The organism is Natrinema salinisoli (genome assembly GCF_020405205.1).
Lineage (GTDB): Archaea > Halobacteriota > Halobacteria > Halobacteriales > Natrialbaceae > Natrinema > Natrinema salinisoli.
In genome coordinates this window covers 2,353,469-2,366,105 of sequence record NZ_CP084469.1, presented here as the reverse complement: position 1 = coordinate 2,366,105, position 12,637 = coordinate 2,353,469, and the positions used below count along the sequence as shown (strand labels likewise).

The window sequence follows — 12,637 nt, the reverse complement described above, 5'->3', positions numbered from 1 at the left end:
TGGAAGCAAACGTTGCTCTTTCGAGAAACGGTGCCGATATATCCGGATACAGTACACATCGATGAACATATTCGGTGTTTAGTTTACGATCGTTGTGCTGTAGCAGCCGGTCCGGCAAGATAGACGAGATAGCAACCCACTTTAACCCGCATTACGAACGATCCGGATATGACTCAGTACGTCATCATCGGTGACGGGATCTCGGGTAGTTCGGCAGCCGAGACCCTCCGGGAGGAAGACCCGGATGCGAAGATTACCGTCATCACCGATGAGGGGGAGCCACTGTATAATCGGATTCTCATCAAGGAACACGCGAAGGGAAAACTGCCCGAAGCACCGATATCGATCCACGACGAGGACTGGTACGCGGACCGAGATATCGAACTCTCGCTGAACACCTACGTAACGAGCGTCGACACCGACGGGAAGGTCGTACACACACACGAAAGCGGCGAAATACCCTACGACAAACTGCTCGTCGCGACCGGCGGGACGCCGACACAGTTGCCGGTCGACAACAGCGATGCTGACGGTATTCACCACTTCTGGACGTTCGAAGACGCCCGCGGAATTCGCGAGCACGCGGAACGCGCGGACAAGGGGGTCATCGTCGGTGCCGGTCTGCTCGGCATCGACTTCGCGGCCGTCTGTGGCGCACAGGGTATCGAAGCCGACTACCTGATGCGTGGCGACCGATGGTGGCGATACGCGCTCTCGAAGGACGGTGCGGAGATCATGCACGAGGGTATGCGGGAGGTCGGCGTCGAGCCCGTCTTCGACAGCGGCGTCGATCACTTCGAGGTCGACGACGATAATCACGTTACCGCCGCGGTCGATCCCAACGGCGATCGCTACGAGTGTGACTTCGTCGGAGCCGCCATCGGTCTCACCTTCAACACCGAGTTCCTCCGTGGAGCCGGTATCGAGCAGGACAACGGGATCGTCGTCGACGAGTACATGCAGACGAACGTCGAGGACGTCTACGCGGCGGGCGATCTCACCCAGTTCTACGACGTCCTGCTCGGCGAACAGGGCCAGAACGGCTCGTGGGGCTCGGCCAAGGAACAGGGCCGCGTCGCCGCAGTCAACATGGCGGCCGACGAGGAAGCCGAAGGGTTCCAGTGGGTCTCTTCCTACTCCATTACTCACTTCGACTTCCCTTTCCTCTCCTTCGGTCATCCGACCCTCGGCGACGAACACGCCGAGCGCCGCTACAGCGACACCGAGTGGCGACGCATCGCGTTCAAGGACGGCAAGATCGTCGGCGGCGTTCTCATCGGCGATCTCTCGCCCCAGAGCAAGTTCAAACAGCTGATGCGCGAACAGCGCGTCGTCGCCGATCAGGCCGACGTCCTGCTCGAACAGTCCGTCGACCTGGACGAACTCGCACCGCCCCAGGAACAGTAGTTCGGTAGCGCTCCTTCGTTCGAACGGTCCCGTTCTCTCCCGCTATGTCACTATCACCGCTGTCCCACAGCGGCCAGCACTGCGTATCCGTCTCGAGTCCCGTCGAGGCCGTGCTATCGTCCGAATCCGACGACTGATTCCCGATTGCGACCGGCCAGTCCCAACGGCGGAACTATTAAGACGGTGTGAGACATTCGGTAACAATGAACATGGCAGCGAGCGAACTCCGCCGCCGGTCGCTGGCGCTCGAGCGCGTCGATTCGATTCCGGCGAACACGACCGTTCGGCACGTCGACCAACTCGATTCGGAGACGTTTGGAGCGTTCTACGACGCCGTCACGGGCGATCACCGCATAGCGGATCCGACGCCCGATCTCGAACCGGGCGAAGTCATCGTCTTCACGGACTACTACCGCGTCGAACGGGAGTGAGACGGTCGGCTCCCGCTGCCTGCCGAGCGCTGCCCGTATCGAAGTCGTTTTCCCGCCTGCACGCGTTCGACGACGTATGAACGGCGACAGCGACATGACGCTGGCGTTCGAACTCGAGGCGCTCAAAGAGGTCGCCTCGCCCGAGCGCGTGTTCGAGGACGCCAGAGGCTGGACCGAGTACATCGGCGTCGTCTCCGAGAAACCGACCTACGTCGTGACGAACTTCACGCGGAAGAACCGCATCCGACAGGATTTCTTCTCCGGCCCGCGCGGAAAAGCGGAGAGCCTCGAAGGCGTCAAAGACCAGTTCGACACCGGCCGCTACGTCTACATCGGGGCCAGCGAGGAGGACGAACAACTGGCCGACGAGGTCGGGTGGGAGTATCTCGCCGTCGAGGACGCTGCCGAGGCGGCCGACTGGATCCTGGCGACCCACGCCGACGAGGACGAGGACGACGCGGAGCAGGTTCGCGACGACTGGCCGTAAGCCACAGCGGCTCGTTCTCTAGCCACGATTCTCGTCGTCCAGAAGCTTCCCCGTGTTGGAGACTGGGCTTCCTCTTCTCCCTTCGGTACCCATAGAATCGCTGATCGGGGCAGCGACGCGAATATCCATCGCGATAGATAACTACATAGCAACTTTTATTCGTACATTCTCATCTGTAAAGATATGTATAAAATACCGAAAGAAATGCTGTATCCAATCATCGGTATCCCCCTACTGGCGTTTGCAGCGCGGTTCCTTCTGGTGTCTGGCCTGGCTGGCGGGCTGGGCGGTCTCCTCGCGCTCGCGGGCCTCGTTCTCATCGGCCAGATGGCACTTTTCGGTGACGATACGACTTCACCCGTTCGGAGGAACTGTTCCGAGTGTGGTACGCGGAACGAACCCGATCGCGAACGTTGTAAGCACTGCAACGTGCCGATCGATGCCGATAGCGATACCTGACTCCCAATCGGCTGCCGAGCGGACGCATCACAGGTCGGTTTCCCCGAGTCGTCGCCCTTATGCCCGGCCCAATCGAATTACTGGCAATGGTAGAACCCACCGCCCCGGGTTCCGGCGACGGTGATCGACTCGAGCTTCCCTGTGGGGAGCCCGTCGATCCCCACGAGATCGATCTGGGGATGCGCGAGTATTCCTGTCCCTGCGGCGACACCCACGCGGTCGTGACGGACGTCCACCCGCCCTCGCGCTTTTTCCCGGAATCGCTCGTCGCCATCCTGCAGGAGACGATCGACACCGACGACGAGTTCGAACAGTTCGGGACGCCCCACCTGATGGGGGTCGTCCTCGAGGAGTTCCCCGAGGACGTCGTCGTCCACGACGCGAGCGACGACGGTGCGGTCGGCTACACGCTGTTGTGGATGACCGAGTTCGATGCCAGACGGCTCCACGAGATCGTCGTCGAACTCGTCGTCGAACTCATGGAGCACGCGATCAGTCACGCCGACGACGACACCGCCGTCTCGGAGTTCGAGTCGCAGATGCTCGAGTTCGACGTCGCGGAGTTCGTCGAGCAGTACCGACGAGAACGAGAGTTCGAGAGCGAGCACGACCAGCCGATCTAGCGGCTCGATTTGGTCTGCTCTCGATAGTGTGGCTGAGCGGATTTTTATGAGATCCCCGCCACCACCTGCTGGTCGCGTCATCGCTGAATCGCACGGAACTGCTTGAAAACCGGGCATTCCAGCGCTTCGCGGTCGAGGCGCTCCTGCTCATGCTCGTGGTGATCGCCTGATTCAGGGAGGTGATCGCGCCGCACCTGCAGTCGCTGTATCCCGCCGTCTTTCCGCAGGCGGTGGCCCGGACGACCGGCAAGGGGCTCCCGAAGACTCGGCTCGGATGGACCCGGCTCGCCACGCTGTTGGTCGTCTCCGGGCCGTTCATCTACTACCGGCTCTTCCATACCGAACTCGGCCGAACGCTCACCGCTCTCTTCGAGCCTGAGACGGGAGATCGTTGAGAAGAGCCACGGTACCGCTATCTTGCGTTACTGTCCGTCCTGAACTGGGGTCGTCGCGACGCTCGAGCCGTGCTCGTCCGCCGTCGAGATATCGAATCGGAGCCCGCCCGCGTCGCTCTCGCTGACGGTGATCGCCCAGCCGTGGGCGTCGACGACTTCGGAGACGATCGCGAGGCCGAAGCCGGTACCGTCGGGGGACGTGCTGTACCCCGACTTGAGGATCGCCTCCCGCTTGCTCGCCGGGACGCCCGGGCCGTCGTCGGCGATCGCGAACCCGTCGTCGGTCGCCTCGATCGTGATCGTGACGTCGGTCCCGACGTGCTCGAGGGCATTCCGGAACAGGTTCTCGAAGAGGACGAGCAGGCGGTCCTCGTCGGCCTCAACCGTCGGCAACGGGTCCGTCCGGACGAGATCGAGGGTCGGGTCGACGGTCCGGTGGGCGTGGTCGACGACGTCGTCGAGCTCGATCCGTGCCGTGTCGGTCAGCCGTTGCCCGCTCCGCGCGAGCGCGAGGACGTTCTCGATGAGGTCGTCCATCCGATCGAGCGCCCACCCGATCTCCTCGCGGTATCGCTCACCCTCGCCGTCGACGTGGGCCTCGAGGTTCTCGAGGTGACCCGCGGCGAGCGTAAGCGGGTTCCGGAGGTCGTGGGAGACGGTACTCGCGAAGGCGTCCAGTCGATCGTTCTGGCGCTCGAGTTCGGCGGTACGAGTGGCGAGTTCGTCCTCGCGGCGGGCGCGCTCGAGCGCGGCTTCGACGTTGGCCGCGAGGATCCGCGCGAGCGTGATCGTCTCCGGGTCGAAGTCGTTCGGCGTCGTCGAACTGACGATGAAGATCCCTTCCTCGCCGAGCGGGATGTGGGCCTCGCTGCGGATCGGCGTCTCGGGATTGCGGACGTTCCCCGCGCGGCGGACGTCGCCGTGAACGATCGTTTCGCCGGCTTCGAAGGCGTCCCAGGCGATGCTATTGCCGGGCTCGATCGTCGGGATCGTACCGAGCAGCGCCTCCGTTTCGTCAGTCATCGCGACCGGAGTGAGAACGCCGCGTTGCTGTGATGAGTCGTTGCTCGGATCGGTCGCGACGCTCTCCTCGCCCTCCGGGACGGGACGAGAGGCGGACTCTTCGTACAGGTGGATGCCGTTGATCTCGAGCGACAGCGCGTCGTGGGCGATCTCGGTCGCGACGCGGGCGACCTCTTCGGCGCTTTCCGCGGCCATGAGTCGTCTGGTCCCCTCGTGGAGACGTCGGATCCGTCGCTCGCGCTCCGTGCGGTCGCTGATATCGCGGATGGCACCGACGCTGCCGGTGAACGTGCCGTCCTCGAGCAGCGGTGCGACGTTGTTCTCGACGAGAAACGCGTCGCCGTCGAGCGGGTCGAACTCCATCTCGAAGGTTCCCCACGTCCGATCCTCGTCGGCGAGAATCCGGGACAGCGTTTCCTTCGCCCGTTGGACGTCCTCGGCCGACATGTAGTTCGAGGGCCGGGTGCCGACGAGATCGGTGCGAGTCGTCCCGAGGGCGTCCGCCATCGCGTCGTTGGCCATCTCGATCCGCCCGTCGTCGTCGAGGATGTACATCGGGTCGCCGACCGTATCCACGAGAGTTCGGTAGCGCTCGAGTTCGCGTTCCCGGCGTTTCTGCTCGCTGATGTCGGTGTAGATCACGTACTCGTAAATCTCGCCGTCGATCTCGATGGCGAACCCTCGCAGGAAGAAATCCCGTCGTCCGTCGGCGGTCAATCGCTCGACGGCGGCCGTCACAACCGTCTCGAGTCCGACGCTCTCGGTGATACACACCGGTTCGTCGTCGTCCGGGACGAGCAGGTCGTCGATCGATTCGCTGGCGATGTCCGTCCGATCGTACCCGAACGTCGCCTCGAATTCGGGGTTGACGTCGACGATCCGGTCGGTTTCGGCTGCCCTGACCAGGAGCGTCGGATCGGGGCTGTGTTCGAAGAGCGCGGCGTACTGGTCGCGTTCGGCCTGGAGCGCCCGTCGTTCTGCTGTCGGCCGTAATTGGTCGACGTCCGCTTCCCCCTCGGCCGCCCGCTCCGGATCGTCGGTTGCCATCCGAACCTGGGCGAGTAGCCGATCGATCGAGTCCTCGAGCCCCTTCGGAACGTATCCCGACAGACCGGCCGTGAGGGCGTCGCTGGCGAGTCGTTCGTCGCCGGTAGCAGTGTAGAGCAGGAACGGAAGGTTCGCGGTATCGTCGGTCCGAAGGCGTTCGTAGAGTGCGAGCGCGTCGGTCTGTGGAAACTGATATTCGATGACGACACATGCGCGTTCGTCCACGTCCGCGAGCGCGTCGCGGAGCTCGCCCGGCGTCGCAACTGGATCGACCGTGAGGCCGTCGGCGGCCGACTCGAGTCCGTCGACGGTTCGGCGGCGGTCTTCCGTGTCCGGGTCGGCGTAGATGACGGTAGTGGGCCGCTGGAAACGGATAGATCCGGACGCAGTCATCTAGGTTATCCGAAGAGACGGAACGAGCCGACATAAGATGTGTGGCCACGGACCGCGGTTATATCCGACCCCAACGTCGGATTCCTCCGTTCCCACGCCGTGGGTGCAATTCACAACCAACCGAAGGGAGCGGCGGCTATCCGGGGAATCGGAGTGATCCTGCGTATCCCCTGACGCGGAGAGTTCGAATTTCGAAAAGCCGTTTCGAGATTCGTACTGTATCGTGGGGCTTATTACGATGTGCGAACTCCGATTCGACAAGACAAATGAGCACGGACACTGCCACAGACGCCGAGACGGGCGACGGGCGCACGATCCTGTTGATCGGGAGCGGCCCGATCCAGATCGGACAGGCCGCCGAATTCGACTATTCGGGCGCGCAGGCCTGCCGAGCCCTTCAGGAGGAAGGCGCTCGCGTCGTCCTCGTGAACTCGAACCCGGCGACGATCATGACGGATCCGGAGATGGCCGACGAGGTCTACATCGAGCCGATCACGACCGATGCCATCGCCGAGATCATCCGCAAAGAAAACCCCGACGGGGTCATCGCCGGACTGGGCGGCCAGACCGGCCTGAACGTCACCGCCGAACTCGCCGAGGAGGGGGTCTTAGAGGAGTACGACGTCGACATCATGGGCACGCCGCTGGATACCATCTACGCGACCGAGGACCGCGACCTCTTCCGCCAGCGCATGGAGAAGATCGGGCAGCCGGTCCCCGCGTCGACCACCATCTCGCTCGAGGAGGGCGAGTCGGTCGCCGACATGACCGAAGAGGGCCTGAAAGAGCGCGTACAAGCCGCCGTCGACGAGGTCGGCGGGCTACCGGTCATCGCCCGGACGACCTACACGCTGGGCGGTTCCGGCTCCGGCGTCGTCCACGAGATGGACGAACTCCTCCGTCGCGTCCGCAAGGGACTGCGCCTCTCCCGCAACAGCGAGGTGCTCATCACCGAGTCGATCGCCGGCTGGGTCGAGTACGAGTACGAAGTGATGCGCGACGCCGACGACTCGTGTATCATCATCTGCAACATGGAGAATATCGACCCGATGGGGATCCACACGGGCGAGTCGACGGTCGTCACGCCCTCCCAGATCGTCCCCGACGAGGGGCACCAGGAGATGCGAACCGCCGCGCTCGACGTCATCCGCGAACTCGGTATCCAAGGTGGGTGTAACATCCAGTTCGCCTGGCGCGACGACGGCACCCCCGGCGGCGAGTACCGCGTCGTCGAGGTCAACCCGCGGGTTTCCCGCTCCTCCGCGCTGGCCTCCAAGGCGACGGGGTACCCGATCGCCCGCGTGACCGCGAAGGTCGCGCTCGGCAAGCGCCTCCACGAGATCACGAACGAAATCACGGGCGAGACGACCGCCGCCTTCGAGCCCGCAATCGACTACGTAGTGACGAAGGTGCCCCGCTGGCCCATCGACAAGTTCGACGACGTCGACTTCGAGCTGACGACGGCGATGAAATCGACCGGCGAAGCGATGGCCATCGGCCGCACCTTCGAGGAATCCCTCCTCAAGGCGCTTCGCTCGAGCGAGTACGAACCCGACGTCGACTGGGCCGAACTCAGCGACGCGGAACTCGAGGAGCACTATCTCGTGCGCCCGTCGCCCGACCGTCCCTACGCGATGTTCGAGGCCTTCGAGCGCGGCTACACCGTCGACGAGGTTCAGGAGCTAACCGGAATCTTCGAGTGGTACACCGAGCGGTACAAGCGCATCGCGGACTCGACGCTCGCCGCCCAGGAGGGCGACTTCACCGAGGCCGCGATCGCCGGCCACACCAACGCGACGATCGCGTCCGCCGCCGGCGCCGACGTCGACACCGTCGAGACGGACGTTCCCGGCCGCACCTACAAGCAGGTCGACACCTGTGCGGGCGAGTTCGAGGCCGAGACGCCGTACTACTACTCCTCGCGCAAGTCCGAGTTCGAGTCCGGCCCGCTGCTGGGCGACGCCGCCGCGGGCGAACTCGAGGTCGACCGCGACATCGAGAGCGTGATCGTCGTCGGCGGCGGCCCGATCCGCATCGGGCAGGGCGTCGAGTTCGACTACTGTTCGGTCCACGCGGTCCGCGCGCTGCGCGACCTCGGCATCGACGCCTACGTCGTGAACAACAACCCCGAGACTGTCTCGACGGACTACGACACCTCCGACGGACTCTTCTTCGAGCCCATCACCGCGGAGGAGGTCGCCGACGTCGCCGAGGCGACCGGTGCCGACGGCGTGATGGTCCAGTTCGGCGGCCAGACCTCCGTCAACATCGGCGAACCGCTCGAAGACGAACTCAAACGCCGCGGCCTCGACTGCGAGGTCATGGGCACGTCCGTCGAGGCGATGGACCTCGCCGAGGACCGTGACCGCTTCAACGCCCTTATGGACGAGCTGGGTATCGCCCAACCGGAGGGCGGCACCGCCTTCTCCGAGGAGGAAGCCCTCGAGCTCGCCCACGACATCGGCTACCCCGTCCTCGTCCGCCCCTCCTACGTGCTGGGCGGCCGCGCGATGGACGTCGTCTACAACGACGAGGAACTGCAGACCTACATCGAGGAAGCGGTCCGCGTCGCCCCAGACAAACCGATCCTCGTGGACGACTTCCTCGAGGACGCGGTCGAACTCGACGTCGACGCGGTCTCCGACGGCCGCACGGTGCTCATCGGCGGTATCATGGAACACGTCGAGAGCGCGGGCGTCCACTCCGGCGACTCGGCCTGCATGATCCCGCCGCGCTCGCTCGACGAGGACACGCTCGAGCGCGTCCGCGAGGTCACGGAAGACATCGCGTCGGCGCTGAAGACCAAGGGCCTGCTGAACGTCCAGCTGGCCGTTCGCGACGGCGAAGTGTACGTGCTCGAGGCGAACCCCCGCTCCTCGCGTACCGTCCCGTTCGTCTCCAAGGCGACGGGCGTTCCGATCGCCAAGCTCGCCGCGAAGGTCATGGCCGGCGAGACCCTCGCGAGCCTCGAGACCGACGAGCAGATCCCCGAACACACCTCGATCAAGGAGGTCGTCCTGCCGTTCGATCGCCTGCCGGGCTCGGACCCGCGCCTCGGCCCGGAGATGAAGTCCACGGGCGAGGTCATGGGCACGGCCAGCGAGTTCGGCACGGCCTACTGGAAGGCCCAGCAGGCCGCCGACAACGCCGTCAGCGAGGGCACCGCCGTGGTCGACCTCGACGTCGACGGCTTCGAGAACCACTTCGAGGTCGCCGAGTTCGACGACGTCCCGCAGGCGATCCGCGAGAACGAGGTCGACTTCGTCGTCAGCCGCGACCGCGACAGCCTCGAGATGGCCGTCGAGGAGGAGATTCCCTACCTGTCGACCGTCGCCAGCGCCGAGGCCTACGTCGAAGCCCTCGATAGCTTCGACGGGGAACTCGAGGTCCAATCGATCTCCTCTCGCCCGAAGCACGCCGCCGAGTGGGGCACGTCCGAGTAGATCGCGGCGTCGGATCGAGATCGATTTCCTCGATTGCGGATCGTCGGCTCTGTTGAAACCTTCACGCGTGGATATGTTTCGGACCCTGTGCTGAATAGAGTGCGCGAATGTGGTACAGACTGGGAACCGATATACGAAGGGTAGTGATCGCCCGGTACAGGTGAAGGATATACCGATACGGATTGTAACCTACTGAGTCCGTATCAAGAACGGCATGTGGAACACAGCAGGTGGATTCAGACGGTACTCAGATTTAATCAATAGCGATCATTTGATTTTCTCCTCTGAGATGACGGGAGTACCCGTATTTTTGATTGTTCGAAACTGTGTTGATCCACATTGACAGCCAGGCCTCCCGATCGGTTGAATTGTCCCGTCGCTCCATTTTCGAGCCGCATAAACGGAATCGCAGGTGTGACATGCAGCGATTGTTCGTTCACTCTCTCCGTTGGGCATAGTAGAATTGACGTCTCGAATACGGATTAACACTACAGATTTTCACACCACTCCGGTTTTTGATTAAGTGCGAGACAGCTTGTGGCAGCCGCTCAGTAAGCGGGTCTACTGAGCAGAAAGTACACCTAATTCGGCGCGAAATAAATGGAGTCGCTGTGCTAAACTCATCCTCTGTATTCAGCCGCACATTCCTCTCAGAATCTCGAATAATCGCCCGGAGGAGGCGTGACTTCGGAAGGGAATCCATCCTGTCTCGGACTATTCATCCGTTATATTTGCCAGCAAGAGTTTCAACAAGACCGGATCGCCCTATTTTTGAACCGCTTCCGCCGTTTCGCCGGTACACGCGAGTATCAACTGCGTCGCCTCCTCGGGAGCGTCCCAGTGTGGGTAGTGTCCGGCGTCCTCGAACCAGTACAATCTCGCATCGGGGAACCGTTCTACGGCGCGTTTCGCCTGCCGTGGGAGGGTAACTCGATCCTTGCGGCCCCAGCCGAGCACGACCGGCCCCGGAGTGGAATCCGTGCCCTCCTGACCGGGACCGAAGGCCAATCGACGCAGCAGTTCGTCGAACGACGGCGAGTCCGCGAAGGTTCGCATCTCCTCGAGCGCGACGTCAGCGGGCAGGTCCCAGGGACGCGCGGAGAGCTGGGCCAGGAGCAGCGTGCGACCGACGGCGCTACTCATGAGCCGCCCCATCACGGGCTGGAGCAGGCGAACGAGGCGGATCGACGGGGCGAGCGTCGCGTAGAAGAAGTACCGCTCCCACCCTTTCCAGAACCCGCCGGGATCGAGCGCCACGGTCGCACCGACGTCGCCCCGCCGTGCGAGCTCGAGCACGAGCCGCCCGCCCATCGAGTTCCCGACGACGTCGACCTCTTCGAGATCGTTCGCCGTCAGAAACGAGGCGACGTCGTCGGCCAGGCTGTCGACAGACGCCTCGCCGGATGACGGCGGCGTTCCACCGTGACCGGGCAGGTCCACGGCGATCACCTCTCGCTCGGCGGCCAGCGACTCGAGTACGGGTCGCCACGTCCGCCAGCTGCCGCCCAGTCCGTGAACGAGGAGTAACGGCTCTCCAGAACCTCGGCGCACGTGATTCAGTTCCATAGTCGATACACGGTAGCGGAGCGTGTAGACCCTCTGCATCGATGTTGACACGTTCGCTGTTCATCGAAAGACATCCTCAGCAGTGGACTGCTAGAAGGCGTACGAGACGGCTGAACTATCCAAATTAGACGCTATATCCGACTACAATATCTTATGGGCTTTTATTCGCTCGAGCGGTACCCCGGCTGTCGAGTACCCATGACTCAACGAACCCGACGCGACGTCCTTCGGCTCGCGACCGCATCGACTGCTGCCGGCGTCCTCACGGTCGGTTCGGCGGCGACTGCACAATCGAACGACACCGAGTGGCAACAGGTCGAGTCGCCGACCGGAAAGTCGCTCAACGACGCGGTCGACACCGCCGCCGGGCCGTTCGCGGCCGGTGCGAACGGCAACGTCGTCGCTCGAGTCGGGGGCGACTGGCAGAAAGTCGTCGACTACGGCCCGCAGGCCCGGAGTCGTCGCCTGACCGGAATCGATGCCACCGACGACGGCAGAGCGGTCTGGTTCGTCGGCGGGAGCGGCGTCATCGGCGAGTACGACGTCGAAACGCGAACGCTGACCAACTACTCCGCGCCGGGCGGCAAGACGAGCACCTGGGAGGACTGCGCGGTCCGCGGATCGGCCGGCGAGAACGAGCGCGTCTACTTCGTCAACGGTTCCGGCGAACTCCTCGCCGGGGTCCGCCAGGACAGCGGTGCGATGCAGTACAACGAGGTCGTCAAACCCGGCGGGGGGTCGACGATCCCCGGCATCGATTTCTACGATCGCGAGGCGGGGCACGTCTCCACGACGAGCCAGTTCGTCGGCGAGACGGCCGACGGCGGGGAGACGTGGGACCAGATCGGCATCGGCTTCGCCGGCGGCGCGTTCTTCGATCTCGCGAGCCAGGGCGAGCGAGACGTTAACGTCGCGGCCGGCTCCGGGATCATCTACCGCTACGACGGCTTTCGCTGGACGCCCCACGTCGTCGACGACAACCGACGGGCCATCCGCGCCGTCGACCGCGACGGCGAGGGCGGGCTGGCGGCCGGTGACGGCGGTGCGATCTACGAGCGGCAGTCGGCGGGCCAGTGGAAGTCCTACGAAACCGATCTCGAATCGAAACTGTCGGGCGTCGCGAGCGGATCGGCGTACGACGTCGCGGTCGGCGACGGGGGGACGATCCTCGAGCGAACGGTCGGGGCTCCCGACTCCGGCGATGGCGACGGCAACAGCACCGATACCGGCGACGGAAACCGCTCGAATTCGACGAACGCGACCACGACCGTTTCGATGGACGCGTTTTCGGTCGAATCGCTCTCGGCCGAGAACTACGCGAACGGGGAGTGGATCGCCCCTTCAGAACAGTAGGATCGTCGCG

Annotated in this window: 10 protein-coding genes; 8 read left to right on the top strand and 2 right to left on the bottom strand. The window is 63.8% G+C overall.

Annotated elements, in window-relative coordinates; genetic code table 11:
* The first annotated feature begins 168 nt into the window (after positions 1 to 168).
* The 6 genes from LDB05_RS11735 (at position 169) to LDB05_RS11710 (ending at position 3,802) form a co-directional block, all read left to right on the top strand.
* A complete protein-coding gene (locus tag LDB05_RS11735; protein ID WP_226004175.1) occupies positions 169 to 1,407 on the top strand; it encodes an NAD(P)/FAD-dependent oxidoreductase in 1,239 nt (412 codons plus the stop codon).
* 203 nt (positions 1,408 to 1,610) lie between these two features.
* Positions 1,611 to 1,838 (top strand): DUF7979 domain-containing protein, encoded by a 228-nt coding sequence (locus tag LDB05_RS11730; RefSeq protein WP_226004174.1) that lies wholly within the window; start codon positions 1,611 to 1,613, stop codon positions 1,836 to 1,838.
* A gap of 76 nt (positions 1,839 to 1,914) precedes the next feature.
* Entirely contained in the window at positions 1,915 to 2,325 is a 411-nt protein-coding gene (locus tag LDB05_RS11725; protein ID WP_226004173.1) for a DUF7124 domain-containing protein, read from the top strand.
* A 183-nt stretch (positions 2,326 to 2,508) separates the two neighbouring features.
* Complete coding sequence (locus LDB05_RS11720; protein ID WP_226004172.1) at positions 2,509 to 2,784, top strand: hypothetical protein; 276 nt, start codon at positions 2,509 to 2,511, stop codon at positions 2,782 to 2,784.
* A gap of 86 nt (positions 2,785 to 2,870) precedes the next feature.
* Positions 2,871 to 3,407 (top strand): DUF5815 family protein, encoded by a 537-nt coding sequence (locus LDB05_RS11715; protein ID WP_226004171.1) that lies wholly within the window; start codon positions 2,871 to 2,873, stop codon positions 3,405 to 3,407.
* A gap of 179 nt (positions 3,408 to 3,586) precedes the next feature.
* The gene (locus LDB05_RS11710) at positions 3,587 to 3,802 is read left to right on the top strand and encodes a hypothetical protein (RefSeq protein WP_226004170.1); all 216 of its coding nucleotides are present in this window, start codon (positions 3,587 to 3,589) and stop codon (positions 3,800 to 3,802) included.
* 27 nt (positions 3,803 to 3,829) lie between these two features.
* On the opposite strand, the gene LDB05_RS11705 is transcribed toward LDB05_RS11710, so the two are convergent.
* Complete coding sequence (locus LDB05_RS11705) at positions 3,830 to 6,265, bottom strand: hybrid sensor histidine kinase/response regulator (protein WP_226004169.1); 2,436 nt, start codon at positions 6,263 to 6,265, stop codon at positions 3,830 to 3,832.
* A 266-nt stretch (positions 6,266 to 6,531) separates the two neighbouring features.
* On the opposite strand from LDB05_RS11705, the gene carB reads away from it, so the two are divergent.
* Positions 6,532 to 9,708 (top strand): carbamoyl-phosphate synthase large subunit, encoded by a 3,177-nt coding sequence (carB, locus tag LDB05_RS11700; RefSeq protein ID WP_226004168.1) that lies wholly within the window; start codon positions 6,532 to 6,534, stop codon positions 9,706 to 9,708.
* Between the two features lie 765 nt (positions 9,709 to 10,473).
* Here the strand turns inward: carB and LDB05_RS11690 are convergent.
* Entirely contained in the window at positions 10,474 to 11,274 is an 801-nt protein-coding gene (locus LDB05_RS11690; RefSeq protein WP_226004166.1) for an alpha/beta fold hydrolase, read from the bottom strand.
* Positions 11,275 to 11,472: 198 nt separating this feature from the next.
* Between LDB05_RS11690 and LDB05_RS11685 the strand changes: the two genes are divergently transcribed.
* Entirely contained in the window at positions 11,473 to 12,627 is a 1,155-nt protein-coding gene (locus LDB05_RS11685) for a hypothetical protein (protein WP_226004165.1), read from the top strand.
* Positions 12,628 to 12,637: the final 10 nt, after the last annotated feature.

Excerpts from the sequence above, each read along its gene's own strand:
- LDB05_RS11735 (WP_226004175.1), top strand. The coding sequence starts at position 169 with ATGACTCAGTACGTCATCATCGGTGACGGGATCTCGGGTAGTTCGGCA.
- LDB05_RS11730 (WP_226004174.1), top strand. The coding sequence starts at position 1,611 with ATGAACATGGCAGCGAGCGAACTCCGCCGCCGGTCGCTGGCGCTCGAG.
- LDB05_RS11725 (WP_226004173.1), top strand. The coding sequence starts at position 1,915 with ATGAACGGCGACAGCGACATGACGCTGGCGTTCGAACTCGAGGCGCTC.
- LDB05_RS11720 (WP_226004172.1), top strand. The coding sequence starts at position 2,509 with ATGTATAAAATACCGAAAGAAATGCTGTATCCAATCATCGGTATCCCC.
- LDB05_RS11715 (WP_226004171.1), top strand. The coding sequence starts at position 2,871 with ATGGTAGAACCCACCGCCCCGGGTTCCGGCGACGGTGATCGACTCGAG.
- LDB05_RS11705 (WP_226004169.1), bottom strand. The coding sequence starts at position 6,265 with ATGACTGCGTCCGGATCTATCCGTTTCCAGCGGCCCACTACCGTCATC.
- carB (WP_226004168.1), top strand. The coding sequence starts at position 6,532 with ATGAGCACGGACACTGCCACAGACGCCGAGACGGGCGACGGGCGCACG.
- LDB05_RS11690 (WP_226004166.1), bottom strand. The coding sequence starts at position 11,274 with ATGGAACTGAATCACGTGCGCCGAGGTTCTGGAGAGCCGTTACTCCTC.
- LDB05_RS11685 (WP_226004165.1), top strand. The coding sequence starts at position 11,473 with ATGACTCAACGAACCCGACGCGACGTCCTTCGGCTCGCGACCGCATCG.